Raw genomic sequence first — 22,565 nt, 5'->3', positions numbered from 1 at the left:
GCAGGCTGAAAAACAGCAATGGAAGGCAGAAGAAACAGGAAACATTTTAAAATCAGATACCTTATCTTGGGTATTCTGGTATTTGTTCTGTATGTCCTTTTGGGGACAATCATATCTTATATCCGGCAGCCAAAGGTAAGCAGGGAATACAAAAAATCTTTTGATGCAGCGGACTGCTACTCAGATACGGTATGCAGTGACAGGGCATGTATCATAGAGGATAATGTGGACGGACTGGAAGAACGTTTGAAGATGCTGGAACAGGCAGAGAACAGGATTATCCTTTCAACATTTGATTTTCATGCGGACCAGAGCGGTAAAGATGTCATTGCCGCTCTGATCCATGCTGCCAGGCGGGGCGTGGATGTGAAGGTTCTTGTAGACGGGTTTTCCGCATTTCAGCAGATGGATGGAAATGAATATTTTTATGCGCTCTCATCGGAAAAAAATGTAGAGGTCAGGATTTATAACCGGATTAACCTGCTGACGCCATGGAAGAGCATGGGCCGTCTTCATGATAAATATCTGATCGTGGATGATGACCTATATATGCTGGGCGGAAGGAACACCTACGACTATTTCCTGGGGGACAACGGATATAAGAATTACGACAGAGATGTCTTGGTTTACACAGGAAATCCCGATGATGAAAGTTCCATACATCAGCTGGAATCCTATTTTGATTCCGTATGGGATCTGGATGTATGTAAGAAGTTCAGCACCACCTCCTGGAGGGTGCGTGCCAAAGACGTTACCCGTGCCAAAGAAGAGCTGGAAGCCAGATACCAGGAGATCATAAAAAACAATCCGGCATTAAAAGAGAAACCAGATTATCAGTCCATGACTTTTGAGACTGGGAAGATTACCCTTCTGAGCAATCCGACCCACGTATACGCCAAAGAGCCAACGCTGTTTTATGCCTTGACCAGCCTGATGAAGGACACCGATGAAGAAATCGCCATCCACACGCCATACATCATCTGCAATGACTGGATGTATCAGGAGTTTGAATCGGTCTGTGAAGCTAACGAAAATGTCCTTTTAATGACCAACTCCGTAGCCAACAACGGGAACCCGTTCGGCGCCTCGGATTACAGGAAAAATAAAGGAAAACTTTTAGATACCGGACTGGAAATCCATGAATACGAAGGCGGAGTTTCCTATCACGGGAAAAGCATCACAATCGGAGACGATCTGGCAATCGTAGGTTCCTTCAACATGGACATGAGAAGTGCCTACCTGGATACAGAGCTGATGCTTGTGATAGACAGCAAAGAGGTAACAAAGCAGCTTAGAGGATACATGAAAAGCTACGAAGACGATTCCGTGCAGGCACTGCCTGACGGGACATACAACATCCCGGAGGGAGTCACAAGGCAGAAAATAAGTAAAAGCCGTGAAAACCGCATAAAACTCCTGACCCCCTTCAACTGGATGAGGTTTTTGATGTAAAGGGGGAGGGACGCCTGTCTGCGGAGTGGCTGGTGCAACCGGTCGGTAGAAGCTTGACATCGGTTGGGCAACTGACGGTGAGGCGGATTACGGATGGGAGATGTGCATTACTGCTGGGGAGACTTTGGTATCACCAGTGAAGCACAATTCGCCTCTCCCGTCCGCGTTCCCACCCGGGAAGTGACGGTAACTTCTGACAGGATGCGACCAGCTGTGTGGAAGTGGAGCAGGGCTCTCCTGGATGCGTCTTTTAGGGTATTAGTGCCGCTTCATCAAAATCGGAGCCAGCATGTGAACTTCTTCCAGGCCCACAAGGCCTGGAAGAAAGCAGACCCGCAGCGAGAATTCATCAGAATTCTCGTGAGTGTCTGCGATGTTCAACATGCCGGCTCCGATTTTGATTAGCGGCACTTATGCCCTAATACCGTATCCAGGAGAGCCCTGCTCCACTTCCACGCAGCGGCCCTTTTGCCACCCCCCTCACTCTCCATAAACCGCATAAGTATTGGGATAAGCCTTTCCGTTAAGGGTGATTTCTACGGATCCTGTTGTAGTCTTATAGTTTCCAAGTAGTCCGCTGCATTCGTCATAGCTGATCTGATCCAGAAGTTTCTGGATTTCTTCAGGACTGGTGACGGGGATTCCGTCTCCGAAGGAATAATCATAGGATGATTTCTGCTTTTCTATGGTTGAATAACCAAGGCCAGCATTTTGAGTATATACATCGTCTGTGCCTTCATTTGGATAGTAGGTCATTAGTGCAACGTCATCGGGACTAATTTCGGTTCGGAATTTGTATCCGTGTTCCTCCAGCAGGCGCAGTGTATTTGTATAGGAACGATAGACATAAAACTGGCCTAACTGAATTTTATGCACGCTTTTTCCGGTTACGGGTTCAGCAGCATACTTGTCTGGAAAATCTACGATAAGTTCACCCAATGGGGCTTCGTTCTGTAGTTCTGCAATATCTGCGTTCAGGACGTCTTCTTTGTAGGCATTGATAAGCTGGTTTTGTTCTTTCCTGTTTAAGGGCAGTGAATCGGCCTTGTAATAGATATCCTGCATAGAAATACCCAGGATGTCTTCCTGGTTCAGATGGAAGACCGGGAAGAGCTCTTTTCGGTATGATTCACTCTCACAGGCCTGTTTCATTGCATTCAAAAGTGCTGTTTTGTCTACTGCATACTGCCGGTAAATATTTTTCCCGTTCGTGAGTCCAAAACGCATTGTGACAACGACAGCATCCTGGGAGCTGTTTCCCAGATTAATGAATTGGGGTGTGATCCCCTGCTTCAGGTTCTCTATGCCTTCTTCTGACAAACGGTACAGTGTCTCGTAATCGGTGATGGCTGCGGCCGGGGCATTCAGCTGGTCATAGTGGACTCCTTCATAGCTTTCCGGATAGTCGAAATACCCGGAAAAATTATCGGTGTATACAGACATTTCGGCGAGCTTTTTTTCTTTTGGCAGATAAGTGTCATATCCGAACAGGTCAAACTGCAGGATACACAGAATTGCCGCCACGGCACAAAGGGATAGGGCCATTGACGCTTTTCCCGCCAGTATCTGCCGGATGTCTTGGTGGTATATGAATTCAATCAGCAGACAGAGCAGAATTACGGTAAGTATACTGAAAGAAATAATCCACCGTGAGCCGCTGCCTGCGCTGAAGGAATCGATAAATAAACCGATAAATAATGCGGTGGGTACCGCGATCAGGATCTTAATGACAGGAGCTGATCTGGAAAAGGCCAGTGCATTTTCAGCCGCCTCTGCCGGATAATATTTATAGATTAAAAGAGCAGCCGCGATCAGTATGACAGCACACAGAACAGCACAGATCAGGACAGCCGGAGACGATGGCCGCAGGGTAGTCGTACGCAATGTCCGCAAATATAGGGTGGCTGGTGTCATATATTCCGCGACCTCTTGTAGAATGGCGGGGGAGCTGCTGGTCCAGGTATGAAAGAATTTAGAGGCAAGTCCTCCCATAAGAAACATAATAATGTTCCCGTATATAAGCAGGACAAATGAAGCAAGTACTCCTGTAACAATGCGTCCTGTCAGGAACATGGCCAGAATACTGGTGTGATAACAGATCAAAAAGCCCAGGATGCCTCCCATCACAGAGGTAAAGGTGGTCAGCAAAATGTCCCTGTTCAATATTCCGTGCGCCTGACCAATCAGCAGTGTGGACAATGCGAACAACAGATAGGGTACCAGAAAAATAATCAGGCCGCCCCAGTATGAGACCGCAAACCACTGTACACGCCTGACCGGCATGGAATGATAAAAGTCCTGTTTGTCTCTGGAGTGCAGATAGGAGAATCCGGTTACCGCACAAAGAACAGCCAGGATCACGATCAATACAGCAAAATAGCGGTTCGTGGAACCGTTAAAAAACCCGGGAAATGTTCCTGAAGCCCAACTTTGGAAATCCCCGCTGCCGTCTTTGTACCATGGCTGGTTCTTTATACTGTCGATTGAGAGAAGCGTATAAACCGGAAGGATGAGGAACAGCAGGACCGCGCTCAGGGCGGCAAGCCATCCCCGGCGCCTGATGTCGGATTCTATAAATTTAAAGTATGAGATTTTTGATGTCATAGCCGGCTACCTCCGTTTCGCTGATAAAGATTTCTTCTAAAGTTAATGGCAGTATTTCTGCAAATACAGGAGCCTTCGAATTAACACAGTTGAGAAGCGCTTCCTTTGTTCCCCTTGCTGTGATCAGCATCAGAGAACCGGATTTCTCGTACTGCAGGACCGTCAGTTCCTGAAGAAGCTGCTGTTCCCTGGCTTCGTCTGGAAGGACGCACTGGATCTTATGGACATGGTATTTCATCTGATCCAGATCCTGGGTGAGCAGAAGCTTCCCCTTATGCAGCAGCCCGATGCTGTCGCAGATATCCTCCAGCTCCCGGAGATTATGGGAGGCAATGACCGGAGTAAAATCCCGCTGCATCAGCTCTGCGGCAAACAGGCTCTTTACTGCCTGCCTCATGACCGGATCCAGTCCATCGAATGTCTCATCACAGAGCAGGTATTTTGTCCCAGTGCATAGGCCGAGCAGCAGGGATACCTGCTTTTTCATGCCCTTGGAAAATGTATTCAGTTTCCTGGTAAGTGTGATGTCCAGCTTTTCTGCGAGACTGTCAAATGCCTTGCTGTCAAACTGAGGATAGACCATCGCGTAGTAATCCCGCATGACCGCGGGTGTCGCATTGGGAAAAAAATAGGCAGAATCAGAGAGAAAGCAGATATTCTCTTTGGCCTCCCGATTCTCGTAGGCGGGCTGTCCGTCCACAAGAAGAGCCCCGTCATCTGGTTTCAGAATCCCCGAAATCAGGCGCAGAAGAGTACTTTTCCCTGCTCCATTACTGCCCACCAGTCCAAAGATCATCCCCTCGCTGATCGATGCGGTAACATGATCTATTGCATGGATATTCTGAAATGTTTTGTCTATATTTTTTAATTCAATCATGCAGAACCTCCTTTTGATAAAGCTGATCAATTATTTTACTGCATTCTTCACGGGTGACTCCCATCTCCATGCCATAGAAAATCAGTTTTTTTAAGTCTTCAAAAAATGCCAGCTTTTTCTGCTTTGCCAGCTGACCGCTGCCGGAAACAAAATTCCCCCGCCCCTTAACCGGATAAATATATCCCTGCTGTTCCAGCTGGGCAAAGGCCTTCTGGATCGTATTCGGATTAATGGACAGCTGTAATGCAAGGGCGCGAACGGAGGGCATCTGGTCGTCTGGTTTTAATACGCCTTTTAGAATGAGCATCTGGAAACGTTCGACAATCTGCTCATAGATGGGCGTCCTGCTTTGATAATCAATGTTTATCATGCGAACCTCCTGTATGGTTGGTGTGTGAAGTGTACTAATTCAACTAATACACTTAATATAACATATCAACTCAATAAAGTCAATCGGGATATAGTTAACGAGCTTTAGACCTCGTTGACGGACGGAGGACGCGAATGACGAGGTGAGTCCGGGAGCTGGCGGGGCAATGTCTGCTGGTGAAATGTCCTGACACTTCGCGAAGAAGCTGTAGAAGAAAACGGAACGGGAAGGGAGGTACATGCCGCATTTGGCCCGAATGCCGATGCATTCGCGCCGCAGGCGGCATCAGAATTTGCCTGGTAAGGCAAATTCTGCCCTCCCTTCCCGTTCCGTTTTCTTCAACAGCTTCTAATCGCTCGCTTTATGGACTTTTCACCAGCAGACATTGCCCCGCCAGCTCCCGGACTCACCTCGTCATTCGCTGTTGCATCCAAACGGTAGTTAAGAGCTCATTCCCCAGAGGGGCCCTCGTACGGTAGCAACGGATGGAACAGAATTGGTGATTCGTTTATATAAGTGTAAGTGTTAGATCGCCTTGTTACCCGTAAATATACTGGATTTAAAAGATTGTATGGTTCATTAATAAAAAAACATATGGAGTTACACACGATAATCGTTACTAAATAAATAGATTTCTTCAAAAACAGTCCCAAAGCTCCCATACATAAAAGCCTTAAAATCCATTTAATCAAGATGCATGTTACGCATAGCCAATTCCATCCGCCTCCCCGGCCTCCCTGTCATAAAGCTGGCTCATCCAATCGGCTGGAAAGCTCGCCAACCGGGTGGGATCCCGGACCAGGGCAGCGGATGTGGATTGGCTATGCGTATCTTTTCATCTTCAAGATGTGTATTGAATTATTTTGATACTGGAACCGTATCCCATCGCTTATGTACACCTACTGGGGACATAGAAGTCCCGCCAATTTAATACCATACGCTGCCCCCGTTTGAGGCCCCACCTTAGGAACGAGTCCTTTTCCTGCCGGTTGGATGCGCCAGCTCCATGAAGGGATAGCCGAAAGCCTCCCGGAGAACATCCATGTCCTTTCAAAAACGCTCAAAGCGGACCTTAGAAATTCTTGGTGGGAAACAGCCCGGAAAATGGAGAGATTTTTGGATTCCAAATCCAAAAATCAGATGACCCAGCGCGAGAAATCATCGGATTTCTCGTGATGTGTCAGTGGTGCTCCATTTTCAGGGCTGTTTCCCGCCTAGAATTTCTTAGGCCCGTGGTCGCATTTTTGAAAGGACATGGATGTTCTCCGGGAGGTTTTCGGCTATCCCTTTATGGAGCGCCCCCATCCGCGCCAAGGCTAAAGCTCGTCACTAAATCCCGATTTTATTGAGAAAAAGTGTATTTTCCTATTGCCTAAAATCCACATTTACCATATAATAAACAGTGATTGATAAAATTTTAACTATATCATACAAAAGTACAGTTTATAAGGATTTGAAAGCTTTATAAACGCAGTTTAAGGAGGTATCTCATGTTAGATCAGACCTACTATGACAAGGCAGATGAAATCATAGCGTCACATGGGGCGGAACAGGCATCACTGATTCCTATTATTCAGGACATTCAGACGGAATACCGTTATCTGCCGCCTGAGCTTTTGAGCTATGTGGCAGGGAAGCTAGGCATTAATGAGGCAAAGGCTTATAGTGTGGCAACATTTTATGAGAATTTTTCTTTTGAGCCAAAAGGAAAATACATCATCAAGGTATGTGATGGAACAGCCTGTCATGTGCGTAAATCGATTCCGATCCTGGAGCGTCTCTACAGCGAATTGGGCCTTTCCAGCGAAAAAGCAACAACAGATGATATGCTGTTTACTCTGGAAACGGTTTCCTGTCTCGGGGCCTGCGGGCTGGCGCCGGTGCTTACAGTGAATGATAAGGTATATCCGGCAATGACGCCGGATGCAGCAGCTGAATTAATTCGCGAGTTGAGAGGAGCTTAGAGATATGGAGAGAATTGAGAACAGAGAAGCTCTCGGGCTGGTACGTGAAGCTTCGAAAGCACAGATAGAAAACAGTAAATGCAGGGTGCTGATTTGTGCGGGGACAGGCTGTCTGGCAGGCGGTTCCGGTGACATTTACAGGAGAATGTGTGAGCTGGTCGATGAAAATCCGGATGTGGAAGTGCATTTTGGGGAAGAGATCGCACATGGGGATGGAGAACTTGGCATTAAGAAAAGCGGATGCCATGGATTCTGTGAGATGGGACCTCTGATGAGGATAGAGCCCCAGGGAATTCTGTATACAAAGGTACAGCTGGATGACTGCGATGAGATATTCCACAGAACGATTGAAAAAGGAGAGATCATCAGGCATCTTTTATTTAAACAGGATGGCATTGAGTACCAGAAACAGGACGAGATTCCATTTTATAAAAAGCAGACAAGAAATGTGCTGAAAAATTGCGGACATATTGATGCAGAGCATATCCAGGAGTATATTTCCACAGGCGGATACCAGGCTCTTGAAAAGGCACTGTTCAATATGAAGCCGGAGGAAGTAATTGAGGAAATTACAGAATCTAATCTGCGCGGACGCGGGGGCGGCGGCTTCCAGACCGGTTATAAATGGTCACAGGTGGCTAAACAGCAGGAAAAAGAACGTTATGTTGTCTGTAACGGTGACGAGGGAGACCCGGGCGCATTTATGGACCGAAGCATTATGGAGGGAGACCCGCATAAGATGATTGAAGGTATGATGATCGCTGCTTATGCTGTTGGCGCTTCCGAAGGCTATATATATGTGCGTGCCGAATATCCGCTGGCGATCAGCCGTCTGAAACTGGCGATCGCACAGGCAGAAGAATGCGGCCTGCTGGGAGATCACATTCTGGGTACTGATTTTTCCTTCCGTTTACATATTAACAGGGGAGCGGGAGCTTTCGTCTGCGGTGAGGGCAGTGCTCTTACAGCCTCAATAGAAGGGAACCGTGGCATGCCGCGTGTGAAGCCTCCAAGAACGGTAGAACAGGGCCTGTTTGCGAAACCGACCGTACTGAATAATGTAGAAACATTTGCAAATGTTCCCATGATTATCAACGAAGGCGCTGAATGGTTTAAAAGCATCGGACCGGAGAGCAGTCCTGGAACCAAGGCGTTTGCTCTCACTGGAAGTGTAAAGCACACAGGTCTGATCGAGGTTCCCATGGGAACCACCCTCCGCGAAGTTATTTATGACATCGGCGGCGGAATTAAGGGGGACGGAGAATTTAAGGCCGTACAGATCGGCGGTCCCTCCGGCGGCTGTCTGATTACGCCGCATCTGGATATTAATCTGGATTTCGATTCCTTGAAGAAGATGGGCGCAATGATTGGATCCGGAGGACTGGTTGTAATGGATAACCATACCTGCATGGTGGAGGTCGCAAGGTTCTTCATGAACTTTACGCAGAATGAAAGCTGCGGAAAATGCGTTCCGTGCAGGGAAGGCACAAAGCGCATGCTGGAGATCCTGGAAAGAATCGTGGCCGGAAATGGAAAATTGGAGGATTTGGATCTGCTTGAGGAGCTCGCGGATACTATTACGGACACAGCACTGTGCGGTCTGGGCAAGAGTGCGGCTCTGCCTGTCATCAGTACGCTGAAGCTGTTCAGAAAAGAGTATGAGGAACATGTAGTTGAGAAGAAATGTGTATCCCACAACTGTACCGCAATGCGGCAGTTTATCATCAGCCCGGAACGATGCAAGGGCTGTTCCAAATGTGCGAGAAACTGTCCGGTAGGTGCGATCAGCGGACAGATTAAAGAACCTTATGTCATTGATAATGAAAAATGTATTAAGTGCGGCGCCTGTGAGAGCGCCTGTGCATTTGGTGCGATACATATTGAAGGGTAGGAGGAAACGAACATGAGTTATATGACAATCAACAACAGAAGGGTCGCCTTTACGAATGAAAAGAATGTTCTTTCCGTCATCCGCAGAGCCGGGATTGACCTTCCTACTTTCTGCTATCATTCGGAGCTATCTACCTACGGTGCCTGCCGTATGTGTGTGGTGGAGGATAACAGAGGAAGGATATTTGCATCCTGTTCAGAGACACCCAGGGACGGAATGGTGATTTATACAAATACGCCAAAACTGCAGCACCACAGAAAGATGATTATCGAATTGCTTCTGGCATCCCACTGCCGTGACTGTACTACCTGTGCTAAAAACGGAGTCTGTACACTGCAGAAGCTGTCGAGACAGCTTGGAATTATGGATGTAAGGTTTGAAAATAATAAAAAACAGCTGGAGAAAGATACGACATCAGAGTGTGTTGTGAGGGATCCAAATAAGTGTATACTGTGCGGTGACTGTGTTAGAACCTGCGACGAGATTCAGGGCCTTGGTATATTGGATTTCGCATTCCGCGGTTCCAAAATGCAGGTGACGCCGGCATTTAACAAGGATCTGGCGCAGACGGATTGTGTAGGATGCGGACAGTGCCGCGCGGTATGTCCGACCGGTGCAATTACGATTAAACAGAACGTAGATCCGGTATGGCGTGCGCTCAGTGACAAGAATGTCCGTGTGGTTGTACAGATTGCCCCGGCGGTCAGGGTGGCTATGGGAGATAAGTTCGGCATCAAAAAAGGTGAAAATGTGCTTGGACGCCTCGTGGCGGCTCTTCGCCGTATCGGTTTTGACGAAGTATACGACACTAATTTCGGCGCGGATCTGACGGTTATGGAAGAATCCAAAGAATTGCTGGAACGCCTGGAATCAGGAGAAAATCTTCCGCTTTTCACATCCTGCTGTCCGGCATGGGTGAAGTTCTGTGAAAATAGATATCCTGAATTCAGGAAGAATATTTCCACCTGCCGTTCTCCGCAGGAGATGTTCGGCGCATTGATTAAGGAAGAGGCACGTATGAAGGCGGCGGAAGACACCAGGAAGACCATGGTTATCTCGATTATGCCATGCACCGCAAAAAAAGCGGAGATCACAAGACCGGAACACTTTACAGATGGGGAGCAGAATGTGGATTATGTGCTGACAACCACAGAGGTTACCCGGATGATCCAGGAAGCTGGAATCGATCTTGCACAGGTGAAGCCGGAAGCACTGGACATGCCATTTGGACTGGCATCCGGCGCAGGCGCAATCTTCGGGGTTACCGGAGGTGTGACAGAAGCAGTGCTGCGGCGTCTTGTTAACAGCAATAAGGCGGAAGACCTGGAAGCAATCAGTTTCACCGGGGTGCGCGGTGTAGACGGTATCAAGGAAGCCAGGGTAAAACTGGGAGACAGAGAAGTTAAAATCGCTGTTGTGAATGGTCTGCAATGCGCCTCCGAAGTACTGGAGAAGATGAAAGCAGGAGAAGTGCACTATGATTTCGTGGAAGTCATGGCTTGTAAGAGAGGGTGTATCGCCGGAGGAGGGCAGCCTGTGCCGATCGGCCCAAGGACAAAGAAAGCAAGACTGGAAGGACTTTATAAGATCGACACAATGGCACAGATCAAACTTTCAAACCAGAATCCGATCGTTGAGGCGGCTTATGAGGGCATATTGAAAGGAAAAGAACATAAACTGCTGCATAATGAGGTGAATTAGCTTACAGCTGACGAGACGGTAAGGAGAGCGTCCGCCTCTTTGGGCTGCGGGATGCGGCGTGGGGCAGGATGTCTTCCGGTGATTGCGGATGCCGGCCGTTTTGCCTAGTTTACGTAGGGATAAAATAGAAAAATCTGATGGAACCGGCGACATGCGATCCCCAATTTGATAATTGGGGGCCTTAGTCGCCTCAGACTTTACTTGGTAAAGCAAAGTCTGTCCATCAGATTTTTCTATTTTATCCCTACGTAAACACGGCACACTTCAGGCATCCGCAATCACCGGAAGACATCCTGCCCCACGCCGTATCCCGCAGCCCAAAGAGGCGGGCGCTCTCCTTACCTTTTAGTGGCTGTGCGGGATGGGATTCAGGACGGGAGAGCGGAAGGGGAATGATATTGAAAGTATGAGGTGATATCGTGGCCAGACAGGAGATAGACAAGTCGGATTAGGGAAGGTTTCCGCCTATCCCTTTCATTTCCGCTCCCTTTTCTTCATATAACAGTCCCATTCCTTTAGTTGTTTTTGAGGGAGGATCGTGCTATACTTTTGAAGTATTGGGAACAGGGAGTGTATTAACGGCTGCGGCTTTTTACAGGAGGGCATATTATGGATACTTGGGAAACGATTCGGGAGGATGATCGGTATAGAATTACTGCGGCGGTGAAGACCGTGACGGATGTTTGGAAGAAAACTCCTGCGGTAGCGGGTGCGTGGATGTTCCGTGCTATTTCTGTAAAAGAGCGGGCTGAAAATGATAAACGGTGCAGGGAGGTTTGGGGGAAGCTGAACGGGCATTTGCAAAGCTTCCCTCAGGCCGTTCACGGTCAGAAGATGTGGCGGGAGAAGGCGGAGAAAGCCTTGTCCGACGCTATGGATAAGGATGTAATGTTCCAGCTGGGGCGGCTGCCGGGCGATGTGAGGAACGGATTCCTAGAGGCGGTTAGAACGTTTATCCGACATACGCGAGTGTTTGACAGGGAACTTGTACTGGAGGATCTTGGACAGGCACTGAGAAATTATTTTGTATATTTTATGCTGTGCCTTGCGGATGGTTCTGACAGGTGGTTCCATGAGGCGATCTGGGGGTACAGCCTGCTTTATCCTTATACGGATAATTTTCTGGACGGTGAAAAAACGAGACAGGAAAAGGCTGCATTTAACTGCAGGCTGGAGCAGAAACTGAACGGAATCAAAACAGAGGCGGAAGACGATCTGGAACAGAAAGTTTTCTCCATGGTTGATTCGGTCGAAGATATTTATCCCAGAAAAATATTCAGCGGACTTTATGATTTTCTGCTGACCATTTATGATGCCCAGATTAAAAGTATGGAGCAGCAGGGAAAGACGGAGAAAACGGCGGAAGAGCTTCTGCAGATGTCAGCTTATAAGGGCGGGGCTTCTATCTATGTGGATCAGTGCATGATTGATGGGAATCTAAAGGAAAAAGATGTCCTGTTTCTTACGGGATTCGGGCTCTTTTTGCAGCTTGCAGATGATTTGCAGGACGTGGATGAGGATGCCGGAAACGGACATCAGACCTTGATGACGCTGAGTGCGGGAGCCGGCTTTCTGGACGAAATTGTGGGACGTCTGCTGTCTTTTCTAAAATATGTTTTTGAAAATTATTGGAGCGGGGAAGAGGCGTATAAAGGTTTTGTGCTGGATAACTGTGTGCAGTTGGTAATTATGACTGTGTTCCAAAATGAACAGTATTTTTCGGAAAAGTTTAAAAGAAAGATGGAGGAATGGTCCGTACTGCCTGCGGGTTTTTTTGCATGGATGGATGCAGAAAATACCAAGAACCGGGAGAACATGCAGCACGGCCCGGTAAATATGATGGAGATACTGGATGTCTGGTGCCAGGTACCTTCTTTGGAATAGGGAAGGTGTTTAATGCGCCCCGGCAGTACCGGGATGGCGAGAATAAATTTCTCTTGTGATAAAATGCATTTAGTGCTATGATTGACAACAGTGGAATACATTATTCTGCAGCGTAAACTGAATAATTACATAATTTATAGAAGAGATAGAGAAAGGAAACGAGAAACGTGACCTATAAAGAAGCAAGGGTATATTTGGACGAAGTGTCGAAATACGGAAGTGTACTTGGCTTGGATACGATTCGAGGTCTGTTGCGTGAACTTGGGCATCCTCAAGATGACCTGAAGTTCATACATATTGCAGGAACGAATGGCAAGGGATCTGTGCTTGCATACACTTCAACAATTTTAAGTGAGGCAGGGTATAGAACCGGCAGATATGTATCACCAACAGTGGTTTCCTATTTGGAACGGATTCAGATAGACGGAAAGTGGATACCGGAAGATGAGTTCGCAGAATTAGTGGAAGAAGTTAAGAAAGCTATTGCACGTATGGAAGCCAGAGGTGAGGCCAGCCCCACCGTTTTTGAGGCAGAGACGGCAGTAGCTTTTTTGTATTTCAGAAAGAGGCGCTGCGACTTAGTCGTTTTAGAAACCGGTCTGGGCGGACTGCTGGATGCAACCAATATTGTGAAGAATACGGAGCTTGCCGTATTCGCATCCATCAGCAGGGATCACATGGGCTTTCTGGGCGAATCCCTGGAGGAGATTGCGGCTAATAAGGCGGGAATTATAAAGCCGGGCTGTACAGTTGTCACATCGCTGCAGAAGCCGGAAGTGATGACGGTACTCGTCGAAAAGGCCCGGGAGCTGAAATGCGGCATGGAGGTTGTGTATCCCAGGGAGGCAGTAATGGTAGAAGAAAACTGGGATGGACAGCGGTTTTCCTACCGGGAGTGGGAAAATATCAGAATTTCGCTGGCAGGCAGATTCCAGATTGAGAATGCCGTAACAGTTCTTGGAGTTATCCGGGCACTTAGAAACCGGGGATATGAGATCTCAAGGCGGGCTGTGGAGGAAGGTTTTGCAAAAACAACATGGCCCGGACGGCTGACCTGTGTTGCCAGGGATCCGCTGGTGCTTGTGGACGGGGCACATAACGAGGAAGCGGCGCTGAGACTGCGGGAGTCTCTGGTACAATATTTCCCCAGCAGGCGCATGCTCTTTATTATGGGAGTATTCCGGGATAAGGAATATGACAAGATAGCAGAGATCATGGGTCCTCTGGCGGATAAGATATATACTGTGGAGCTGCCGGATCAGGGCAGGACGCTGGGCGCGGATGAATTAAAGCAGGCATTGCTGCCTTACTGTGTGGGGGCGGTAGAAGAGGCATCCGGGATAGAAGAGGCCGTGAGGGAAGCCTGTGCTTCTGCTAGAAAAGACGATGTAGTACTGGCATTTGGTTCGCTGTCCTATCTGGGACGGGTTATGGAATTGACGGAGGATATGGGAGAGAAGTTATGATAGATCAGGAAAAGATTAAACAGGCGGTTAAGCTTCTTCTGGAAGGGATCGGAGAAGACGCCGAAAGAGAAGGCTTAAAGGAGACTCCGGAGCGTATTGCCCGGATGTATGAGGAAATATACGGCGGGATAGAAGAAGATGCGGCAGAGCATCTGAAAAAGACATTTCACGTAGACAATAACGAAATCGTGATGGAAAAAGATATTACCTTTTATTCTACATGCGAGCATCATCTTCTTCCCTTTTATGGAAAGGCCCATATTGCATATATTCCCGACGGAAAGGTAGTAGGCTTAAGCAAACTCGCCAGAACTGTAGAAGCATTTGCCAGAAGGCTTCAGATTCAGGAGCAGCTGACGGGGCAGATTGCAGATGCCCTGATGGAGCATCTGAAGCCAAAAGGAGTACTTGTGATGATAGAGGCAGAACATATGTGCATGACAATGCGGGGAATCAAAAAACCAGGGAGCCAGACCGTGACAGTAGTTAAGAGAGGCGTATTTCTGGAGGATCCGGAGTTGACCAATCTGTTTTTTCAGATGATCAGATAAAGGAACGGGATTTTGTATATGAAAGAGATTGAATTGATCAGAAAGCATCCTTTGTATCTAAGCAGCTGCAAGCGGTTGGAGGAATTGGAACGGGACCGGCGGTTCTGCAGGCATCAGATGACGCATCTGCTGGATGTGGCCCGGATCGCATATATCCGGAGTCTGGAGAACGGACTGGGGTTGAAGAAAGAGGTGATCTACGCGGCGGCAATTCTGCATGATATCGGCAAGGCCAGCCAGTATACGGAAGGCATACCCCACGAGACCGCCGGAAAAGAGACGGCAGAAAAGATACTGGAGGATACGGATACATTTACAGGAGAAGAAAGACAGATGATTCTTCAGGCAATTCTGGAGCACAGACGGGACAGTGAGAATCAGTCTGTGCTTGGCAGACTTTTATATGAAAGTGATAAATTGTCCAGAGCATGTTATGCGTGCCCGGCGGAGAAGGAATGCAACTGGAGCAGTGAAAAGAAGAATATGGAGATAAAATGGTGAAAGGACTGGTATAAGAGATGAAAATAGGCAGCAGGGAGTTTGACACGGAACATCATACCTATATCATGGGGATTCTGAACGTGACGCCGGATTCATTTTCCGACGGCGGAATGTACAATGATCTGGACAAGGCGCTTCTGCATGCACAGGAATTGGTGCGTGACGGTGCGGATATACTGGATGTGGGCGGAGAGTCGACTCGTCCGGGGCATATCCAGATTACGGAGGACGAAGAGACCGAGCGGGTCGTGCCCGTGATAGAAAGGCTGAAGCAGGAGTTTGACACACCCATTTCCATCGACACTTACAAGAGCAGCGTTGCAAAAGCTGCAGTTCAGGCCGGCGCTGCTCTTGTGAATGATATTTGGGGGCTCAAATATGATGCCGGGATGGCGGACGTAATCGCTGAAAGTCAGACAGCGTGTTGCCTGATGCACAACCGGGAGAAAGCAGAATACGTGAATTTTCTGCCGGAGGTTCTGATGGATCTGCAGGAAAGTGTTGACATAGCAAGAAAGGCTGGTATTGCAAAAGATAAGATCATACTGGATCCAGGGGTCGGCTTTGGAAAAACGTATGAGATGAATCTGGAAATCATCAAGGAATTGAACCGTCTGAAATTTTTGGAGTACCCTATTTTACTGGGAACCTCCAGAAAGTCCGTAATCGGCCTGACACTGGATCTGCCGGCCAGCCAGCGGGAAGAGGGAACCCTCGTAACCACCGTGCTTGGGATACTAAGAGGGTGTTCCTTTGTGCGTGTGCACGATGTGAAGGGAAACAAACGGGCCATTCAGATGACAGAAGCTATTATGAGGGAACATGACTGCAAAGGGGTCTGACCCCTTTGAGAAAACGACATATAGAGGGACGGGATTATGGATCAGATTAAGATACAAAATCTGGAGGTATTTGCCAATCACGGCGTATTTCCGGAGGAAAATGTGCTGGGGCAGAAGTTTTTGATCTCAGCGGTTCTTTATACGGACACCAGGCATGCCGGAAAGACAGATGACCTGGCGGCTTCCATTCATTATGGCGAGGTCAGCCAGTTTATAGTTACTTTTATGAAGAAGAATACGTATAAGCTGATTGAACGGGCCGCGGAGTGTCTGGCAGAGGAGCTTCTTATGCATACTGCACATCTGGAGAAGGTGGAGCTGGAGGTGAAAAAGCCGTGGGCTCCTCTGGGCCTTCCGGTGGAATACGTGTCAGTCAGGATTGCCAGGCAGTGGCATACGGCATATATTGCCCTGGGATCTAACATGGGGGACAAAGAAGGCTATCTGAATGCTGCGGTCAGAGAACTGGATCGGAGAGAGGACTGCCGGGTAGTGAAAACCTCCGGCTGGCTTGTTACCCCGCCTTACGGCATGACAGAGCAGGATGATTTCCTGAACGGCTGTCTGGAGCTGCGGACGCTGCTGCCGCCGGAGGAACTGCTGGAGGAGCTGCATAAGATCGAAGCACATGCTGGGCGGGAGCGCATTATACACTGGGGGCCAAGGACCCTGGATTTGGATATTATTTTTTACGATGATCTGATTGTGGAGACGGATACACTTTGTATTCCCCACGTCGAGATGCACAAACGTGATTTTGTGCTGAAGCCCCTTCATGAGATCGCGCCATATAAGCATCATCCTGGAAACGGGAAGACAGTGCGTGAGCTGCTGGAGAAGGTTGAGCAGAGTCAATAAACGGGAAGCGAATGCCGGAGAGGATCCCGGTGAAGCGTTTGCGGTGTGAAAAAGACCCGGACCATTCAGTCTCTGTGACTGCATGGCCCGGTTTTTTGTGTTGTGTGCAGATGTAATTTTAGAGTAATTGTTCAAAAGTGTCGTAGAAGGTCGGGTAGGACACATCCACGCAGTGGCTGTCCAGTATATTCGTATTGCCTTCTGCTACAAGAGCAGCAATACTGAATGCCATAGCAATCCTGTGATCCAGAAGGGTGTGGATCGTTGCTCCGTGAAGCGGTTTTCCACCCTCTATGACCATGCCGTCCGAGGTCGGCGTTACATCGCATCCCATTGCCTTAAGATTGTCGGTGACAGTCTCGATTCTATCGGTTTCTTTAACCTTGAGCTCTGCGGCATCACGGATAATCGTAGTGCCTTCCGCCATGGCGGCCATGACTGCAATGACCGGGATCTCATCGATCAGTGTGGGAATGATATCGCCTTCCACCGTGGTACCGTGCAGACGGCTTGTACGAACCAGAATGTCGGCAATTTTCTCGCCGCTTTCAATACGTTCATTTAAAAGCGTGATATCTGCGCCCATATCTTCACAAACCTTCAGGATGCCGGCACGTGTTGGATTGATGCCGGTGTTTTTAATCAAAATCTCTGAATTCGGCACCAGCAGCCCCGCTGCGATAAAATAGGCCGCGGATGAAATATCTCCCGGTACGGTGATCGTGCGTCCGTAGAGTTCTTTACATGGACGGAGTAAGGCTGTCGCTTTTGTACTTCTGAGATCATGCGTCGTGGAGACATCTGCTCCGAATTCGGCAAGCATCAGTTCCGTATGATTGCGGGACAGGCTCGGCTCCGTCACAGAAGTTTCGCCGTCTGCATACAGGCCTGCAAGCAGGATACAGGATTTAACCTGTGCGGATGCAACGGGAGAATCATAGTGAATGCCATGGAGATCCCCCTTTGTAATGTACAGCGGTGCACAGCCATTGCGGAGGATGCTGGAAATATTTGCTCCCATCAGAGTCAGCGGCTCGATGATCCTTTTCATGGGGCGGGAATTCAGGGACTCATCACCTGAGAGCTTGGAATCAAAGGACTGTCCTGCCAGAATTCCGGAAATCAGCCGGGTTGTCGTGCCGCTGTTACCTACATCCAGGATCTCAGAAGGAGCGGAAAGACCGTGGAGGCCCTTCCCATGCACCGTAATGGTGTCCCCGGACTGCCGAATATCAATCCCCATTTTCCGGAAACAGTCGATGGTAGCCAGACAATCGGCACCTTCCAGAAAATTATGAATCTCGGTGATTCCCTTCGCGATGGAGCCGAACATAACACAGCGGTGGGAAATAGATTTGTCTCCGGGAATGGCCACTTCTCCTTTTAATCCCGTAATATTTGTTAATTCCATATCTTTAAAAATCCTTTCTCTTATGCAAATTACACTTCGTAGACGATGTAACGGTATTTTTTCAGCAGTTCAGCTGCCTTAGCTGAAGAGCTTTCATCGTAAAATTCGATGCGCAGTACGCCTTCCTCAAATTCACGGTTATGTACAATACCAATATTTTTGATACTGATATTATTGCTGGCCAGTATGGTTGCAATGGTGGCAATTCCTCCTGCCTCATCGATGATATCACAGTAAACCGCAAAGCGTTTCTTGATAGGCCCGGCAGAACTGTTGGGCATGGAATCCCGATAGTCTTTGGAGGATTCGAACAGGGAAAACAGGTCGTTTTCTGAGCCTTCATCCACGGACTCCTTTGCCTGTTTCAGAACCTCAATATAATCCCCCAGGATCCGGGAAATATTTTTCTGGTTTTTCAGGCAGATCTGCTGCCACATCACAGGAGAGGAAGAAGCAATTCTGGTAATATCCTTAAAACCTCCTGCGGCCAGGTTTTTCATAAGTTCATCTTCCGTATCAGTATCCCGTACAAAATTGACCAGGCTGGACGCAATAATATGAGGAAGATGGCTGATCGTCCCTGTAACATAATCATGCTCTTTATAATCCAATATAATAGGAAGCGCTTTCAGGGACTCCACAAAACTTTTATATTCTGCAACCTTTTCTTTCGGAACCCTGGAAGAAGGAGTCAGAATATAGTAGGCATTTTCAATCAGCACAGGTTTTGAGTTCACGAATCCGCTTTTCTCGGAGCCTGCCATAGGATGCCCCCCAATAAAATTATCTTCTAGCCCCAGCCGGGTAATCTCCTCATGAATCGAAGTCTTTACACTTCCCACATCAGTCAGAATACAGTCCGGATGGATATACTCCTTCAACTGTGTAAGATAGGCGGTATTATAGGAAATAGGTGCACAAAGAAAAATGTAACTGCACCCTCTGAAATTCTCATCAATTGAAGAACAGGAAGTTTGAATAGTACCTTCCTGAACTGCCAGTGCCAGTGTCTCCTTACTTTTGTCAAAGGCCAGCAGTTCATAATCAGGATAGTACTGCCTGACAGCCTTAGCGATAGAGCCGCCAATCAGGCCGAGGCCGATGAAGCCAATCTTTTTAGTCATGGTGATTCATTCCTTTCAGTAAAATCAAATACAAAACATACAAAAACAGTTTAACACCTCCTCCCCAAAAAGTAAATAAAAAGGAGGGGGGGGGGCCGCCTGCCAGGAGGCCGTTTGCTGCAGTGCTATTCCCGGCCCGTGCAATGTGCGGCTCCAGGGGGACGTCTGTCGGTTTTGGGGGCTGCCCATTCGCTAAGAAGCGGTAAATGCCGTACCGGAGGATTTTATGGAACCACGGGGATTCACCGTGCAATCTGATGATTGCACGGATCAGACCCCGCTTGGGAGCCGGCCTGGAAGCCAGCTCCCATCCATAAAATCCTCCGGTACGGCATTAAGCGCTTCTAAGCTTATTCTATGCCCACAAAACCGGCAGACGTCCCCCTGGAGCCGCACATTGCACGGGCCGGGAATAATGCACTGCAGCAAACGGCCCCTGGCATGCTGGGGGCCCTAAGGCGGGAGGGGAGCAGCGGATGGGACTGGCTGGTAGGGGAGTATGCATGGCAGGCTTCAAAGAAAATAAAAAAGTGGATATTACTGCTGCAGCGAATAAATAATAAGATGAAGCAGGCCTTGCGTATAAATATCATCCCCAACCACAGCACAAAAATATCCGCCCAGCAGATCAAATACGCTGCCCCCGGAAGAATCCCCCTGGGAATTGCCCTGTAAAAATTGGATGAACCCAGCGTACGGGGAAGGGGAATGGGATTGCCTGGATGCGGCCCTTCATCCAAAATTTCCCGCCCATTCCCCCTAAATTCTTTGTTAAAAATTCATAAAGGAGTTGTAATGGTCCTAGTTTTTTAGTACAATATACACATAATACGTGTGCACGGCGAGTATGATAGAAACCATGCACATAATAACGACACACAAGGAGGCAGCAGCATGAAGGTTTACAGAACAGACGAGATTAGAAACGTAGTATTGCTTGGCCACGGCGGGAGTGGCAAGACGAGCCTTGCAGAGGCAATGTTGTATGTATCAGGGGCAACAAACCGAATGGGTAAGATTTCAGACAATAATACGGTCAGTGATTTTGATAAAGAAGAGCAGAAGCGTGGTTTTTCTATCAGCACATCTCTGATTCCTATTGAGTGGGAAAAGGCCAAGATTAATATTCTGGACACGCCGGGATATTTTGACTTTGTCGGGGAAGTTGAGGAGGCAGTCAGTGCAGCAGATGCAGCGGTAATTGTAGTTTCCGGTAAAGCAGGTGTACAGGTTGGGACGGAGAAGGCGTGGGAATTATGCGATAAGTACAATCTTCCGCGTATGATCTATGTGACTGAGATGGATGTGGATGACGCCAGTTTCCGTCAGGTTGTAGAGGATCTGACAGCGAGATACGGCAAAAAGATAGCTCCGCACTTCCAGCCGATCCGCGAGAATGAAAAGCTGGTTGGCTATATCAATGTGATTAAGAACGCAGGCAGAAGATATACTGGGATTGGACAGAGAGAAGAATGCGAGATTCCCGAATACTGCAAGGCGAACCTTGAGATACTGAGAGACTCCCTGATGGAAGCAGTAGCAGAGACAAGTGAAGATTTCATGGAACGGTATTTTTCAGGGGAAGAGTTTTCTGTTGAAGAGATCCGGGCAGCTATGCGTACGGAAGTTATGGACGGAGATATTGTTCCGGTAGGAATGGGTTCCAATCTTCAGGCGCAGGGTGTTGCCAATCTCCTTTCTGATATTGTCAGGTTCTTCCCGAGCCCGGATAAAAGAAGCTGTGCAGGAATTAACAGAACGACCAATGACATATTTGAGGCGAATTATGATTTCTCAAAAGCAAAGACAGCCTATGTGTTTAAGACAATGGTCGATCCTTTTATTGGAAAATATTCTTTGATTAAAGTGTGCTCCGGCGTATTAAAGGGAGACGATATTCTTTTCAATGCAGATACGGACGCAGAAGAGAAGCCGGGCAAGCTCTATACGATTTGCGGAAATAAACCATCCGAAGTTACCGAACTGTTTGCAGGAGACATCGGAGCAATTGCAAAGCTGTCCAATACAAGGACAGGAGACACTCTTTCTACAAAAGCAACGCAGGTTTCCTACGCTAAGACAGACTTCTCCATCCCGTATACATATATGAAGTATTCCGTAAAGAACAAAGGGGATGATGATAAAGTGTCACAGGCACTGGCTAAGATGATGGCCGAGGATATGACACTGAAGGCAGTAAATGACAGCGAAAACCGTCAGTCTTTACTTTATGGTATGGGGGACCAGCATCTGGAGATCACGGCTAGCAAGCTCGCGAACAGATACAAAGTTGAGATTATACTGGAGATGCCAAAGGTTGCATTCCGGGAGACAATCCGCAAGAATTCTGACGTGGATACTAAGTATAAGAAACAGTCAGGCGGACACGGACAGTATGGACATGTTAAGATGAGATTTGAGCCGTCAGGGGATCTGGAGACACCATATATATTCGAAGAAGTAGTAGTCGGCGGAGCGGTGCCGAAGAATTACTTCCCGGCAGTCGAAAAAGGTCTTCAGGATTCCGTTGGAAAAGGCCCGCTTGCAGGCTACCCGGTTGTAGGAGTAAAAGCAGTTCTCTACGATGGTTCCTACCATCCGGTAGATTCCTCTGAGATGGCATTTAAGACAGCAACAGTGCAGGCATTCAAGAAAGGATTTATGGAAGCAGGACCGGTACTTTTAGAACCAATCGCTTCCTTAAAGGTTACAGTACCGGACGAATATACAGGTGATGTCATGGGAGACCTGAACAAAAGACGTGGACGCGTGCTGGGGATGAACCCGATCACGGGCGGCAAACAGGTCATAGAGGCCGATATCCCAATGACCGGATTATTCGGATACTGTACAGTACTCCGTTCCATGACAGGTGGCCGTGGAACCTATGCTTACGAATTCGCAAGATATGAGCAGGCGCCATCCGACGTACAGGAAAAAGAAATCGCAGCAAGAGCTGAAGAGTAGGAGGCGGGAAGGAGTCTGCTGATTTTGGAAATCAGCTGCTTAGCCAAGAAGTTCTGGCAGTAAAAAAGCCGCATCTTATGGAGGAAAATTGATTCGGAATCA

General features: G+C 48.0%; 17 protein-coding genes. 12 read left to right on the top strand and 5 right to left on the bottom strand.

Translation table 11 applies throughout. The features are described 5' to 3' along the window. The first annotated feature begins 18 nt into the window (after positions 1–18). Positions 19–1,452 carry a phospholipase D-like domain-containing protein gene (locus MWG26_RS13025; RefSeq protein ID WP_025657136.1) on the top strand — a complete coding sequence of 478 codons (1,434 nt, stop codon included), beginning with the start codon at positions 19–21 and terminating at the stop codon, positions 1,450–1,452. A gap of 480 nt (positions 1,453–1,932) precedes the next feature. Here the strand turns inward: MWG26_RS13025 and MWG26_RS13020 are convergent, their stop codons facing one another. The 3 genes from MWG26_RS13020 to MWG26_RS13010 are packed head-to-tail and all read right to left on the bottom strand — an operon-like array spanning position 1,933 to position 5,303. Next, complete coding sequence (locus tag MWG26_RS13020; RefSeq protein WP_025657138.1) at positions 1,933–4,056, bottom strand: DUF6449 domain-containing protein; 2,124 nt, start codon at positions 4,054–4,056, stop codon at positions 1,933–1,935. Beyond that, positions 4,031–4,933 (bottom strand): ATP-binding cassette domain-containing protein, encoded by a 903-nt coding sequence (locus tag MWG26_RS13015; protein ID WP_025657139.1) that lies wholly within the window; start codon positions 4,931–4,933, stop codon positions 4,031–4,033. The genes MWG26_RS13020 and MWG26_RS13015 overlap by 26 nt, the downstream gene beginning before the upstream one ends. Then, positions 4,926–5,303 carry a GntR family transcriptional regulator gene (locus MWG26_RS13010; protein WP_025657140.1) on the bottom strand — a complete coding sequence of 126 codons (378 nt, stop codon included), beginning with the start codon at positions 5,301–5,303 and terminating at the stop codon, positions 4,926–4,928. The genes MWG26_RS13015 and MWG26_RS13010 overlap by 8 nt, the downstream gene beginning before the upstream one ends. A 1,490-nt stretch (positions 5,304–6,793) precedes the next feature. Here MWG26_RS13010 and MWG26_RS13005 point away from each other — a divergent pair. From MWG26_RS13005 to folK, 9 genes are all read left to right on the top strand, one after another. Then, entirely contained in the window at positions 6,794–7,267 is a 474-nt protein-coding gene (locus MWG26_RS13005) for a complex I 24 kDa subunit family protein (RefSeq protein ID WP_025657141.1), read from the top strand. A gap of 4 nt (positions 7,268–7,271) precedes the next feature. Further along, on the top strand, positions 7,272–9,158 hold the full coding sequence (nuoF, locus tag MWG26_RS13000; protein ID WP_025657142.1) for an NADH-quinone oxidoreductase subunit NuoF: 1,887 nt from the start codon (positions 7,272–7,274) through the stop codon (positions 9,156–9,158). A gap of 12 nt (positions 9,159–9,170) precedes the next feature. Beyond that, a complete protein-coding gene (locus tag MWG26_RS12995; RefSeq protein WP_025657143.1) occupies positions 9,171–10,859 on the top strand; it encodes a [FeFe] hydrogenase, group A in 1,689 nt (562 codons plus the stop codon). Between the two features lie 609 nt (positions 10,860–11,468). After that, positions 11,469–12,743, top strand: coding sequence for a class 1 isoprenoid biosynthesis enzyme (locus MWG26_RS12990; protein WP_025657144.1), 1,275 nt, complete (start codon positions 11,469–11,471; stop codon positions 12,741–12,743). Between the two features lie 167 nt (positions 12,744–12,910). Continuing rightward, positions 12,911–14,209 carry a bifunctional folylpolyglutamate synthase/dihydrofolate synthase gene (locus tag MWG26_RS12985; protein WP_025657145.1) on the top strand — a complete coding sequence of 433 codons (1,299 nt, stop codon included), beginning with the start codon at positions 12,911–12,913 and terminating at the stop codon, positions 14,207–14,209. Further along, entirely contained in the window at positions 14,206–14,760 is a 555-nt protein-coding gene (folE, locus tag MWG26_RS12980) for a GTP cyclohydrolase I FolE (protein WP_025657146.1), read from the top strand. Before MWG26_RS12985 ends, folE begins: the two co-directional genes overlap by 4 nt. Before the next feature lie 18 nt (positions 14,761–14,778). After that, positions 14,779–15,261, top strand: coding sequence for an HD domain-containing protein (locus MWG26_RS12975; RefSeq protein WP_025657147.1), 483 nt, complete (start codon positions 14,779–14,781; stop codon positions 15,259–15,261). Between the two features lie 17 nt (positions 15,262–15,278). Next, positions 15,279–16,103: a dihydropteroate synthase gene (gene folP, locus MWG26_RS12970; RefSeq protein ID WP_025657148.1), complete on the top strand. Its 825-nt coding sequence runs from the start codon at positions 15,279–15,281 to the stop codon at positions 16,101–16,103. Between the two features lie 36 nt (positions 16,104–16,139). Then, positions 16,140–16,961, top strand: coding sequence for a 2-amino-4-hydroxy-6-hydroxymethyldihydropteridine diphosphokinase (folK, locus tag MWG26_RS12965; RefSeq protein ID WP_025657149.1), 822 nt, complete (start codon positions 16,140–16,142; stop codon positions 16,959–16,961). 118 nt (positions 16,962–17,079) lie between these two features. Here the strand turns inward: folK and aroA are convergent, their stop codons facing one another. Then, a complete protein-coding gene (aroA, locus tag MWG26_RS12960) occupies positions 17,080–18,372 on the bottom strand; it encodes a 3-phosphoshikimate 1-carboxyvinyltransferase (RefSeq protein ID WP_025657150.1) in 1,293 nt (430 codons plus the stop codon). A 29-nt stretch (positions 18,373–18,401) separates the two neighbouring features. Next, entirely contained in the window at positions 18,402–19,496 is a 1,095-nt protein-coding gene (locus MWG26_RS12955; protein ID WP_025657151.1) for a prephenate dehydrogenase, read from the bottom strand. A gap of 357 nt (positions 19,497–19,853) precedes the next feature. Between MWG26_RS12955 and MWG26_RS12950 the strand changes: the two genes are divergently transcribed. Next, positions 19,854–20,171 (top strand): hypothetical protein, encoded by a 318-nt coding sequence (locus tag MWG26_RS12950; RefSeq protein ID WP_055154895.1) that lies wholly within the window; start codon positions 19,854–19,856, stop codon positions 20,169–20,171. Between the two features lie 219 nt (positions 20,172–20,390). Further along, positions 20,391–22,463 carry an elongation factor G gene (locus MWG26_RS12945; protein WP_025657153.1) on the top strand — a complete coding sequence of 691 codons (2,073 nt, stop codon included), beginning with the start codon at positions 20,391–20,393 and terminating at the stop codon, positions 22,461–22,463. The last annotated feature ends 102 nt before the right edge of the window (positions 22,464–22,565 follow it).

Origin of the sequence: Faecalicatena contorta (assembly GCF_022835095.1) — a bacterium.
Taxonomy (GTDB): domain Bacteria; phylum Bacillota; class Clostridia; order Lachnospirales; family Lachnospiraceae; genus Faecalicatena; species Faecalicatena contorta.
Note: the sequence above shows the minus strand (reverse complement) of the source record. Positions and strands in the feature narration are given on the sequence as shown.

What these genes read in the sequence shown, in the direction of transcription:
- MWG26_RS13025 (WP_025657136.1), top strand. Translation starts at nt 19, where the DNA reads ATGGAAGGCAGAAGAAACAGGAAACATTTTAAAATCAGATACCTTATC.
- MWG26_RS13020 (WP_025657138.1), bottom strand. Translation starts at nt 4,056, where the DNA reads ATGACATCAAAAATCTCATACTTTAAATTTATAGAATCCGACATCAGG.
- MWG26_RS13015 (WP_025657139.1), bottom strand. Translation starts at nt 4,933, where the DNA reads ATGATTGAATTAAAAAATATAGACAAAACATTTCAGAATATCCATGCA.
- MWG26_RS13010 (WP_025657140.1), bottom strand. Translation starts at nt 5,303, where the DNA reads ATGATAAACATTGATTATCAAAGCAGGACGCCCATCTATGAGCAGATT.
- MWG26_RS13005 (WP_025657141.1), top strand. Translation starts at nt 6,794, where the DNA reads ATGTTAGATCAGACCTACTATGACAAGGCAGATGAAATCATAGCGTCA.
- nuoF (WP_025657142.1), top strand. Translation starts at nt 7,272, where the DNA reads ATGGAGAGAATTGAGAACAGAGAAGCTCTCGGGCTGGTACGTGAAGCT.
- MWG26_RS12995 (WP_025657143.1), top strand. Translation starts at nt 9,171, where the DNA reads ATGAGTTATATGACAATCAACAACAGAAGGGTCGCCTTTACGAATGAA.
- MWG26_RS12990 (WP_025657144.1), top strand. Translation starts at nt 11,469, where the DNA reads ATGGATACTTGGGAAACGATTCGGGAGGATGATCGGTATAGAATTACT.
- folE (WP_025657146.1), top strand. Translation starts at nt 14,206, where the DNA reads ATGATAGATCAGGAAAAGATTAAACAGGCGGTTAAGCTTCTTCTGGAA.
- MWG26_RS12975 (WP_025657147.1), top strand. Translation starts at nt 14,779, where the DNA reads ATGAAAGAGATTGAATTGATCAGAAAGCATCCTTTGTATCTAAGCAGC.
- folP (WP_025657148.1), top strand. Translation starts at nt 15,279, where the DNA reads ATGAAAATAGGCAGCAGGGAGTTTGACACGGAACATCATACCTATATC.
- folK (WP_025657149.1), top strand. Translation starts at nt 16,140, where the DNA reads ATGGATCAGATTAAGATACAAAATCTGGAGGTATTTGCCAATCACGGC.
- aroA (WP_025657150.1), bottom strand. Translation starts at nt 18,372, where the DNA reads ATGGAATTAACAAATATTACGGGATTAAAAGGAGAAGTGGCCATTCCC.
- MWG26_RS12955 (WP_025657151.1), bottom strand. Translation starts at nt 19,496, where the DNA reads ATGACTAAAAAGATTGGCTTCATCGGCCTCGGCCTGATTGGCGGCTCT.
- MWG26_RS12950 (WP_055154895.1), top strand. Translation starts at nt 19,854, where the DNA reads ATGCCCACAAAACCGGCAGACGTCCCCCTGGAGCCGCACATTGCACGG.
- MWG26_RS12945 (WP_025657153.1), top strand. Translation starts at nt 20,391, where the DNA reads ATGAAGGTTTACAGAACAGACGAGATTAGAAACGTAGTATTGCTTGGC.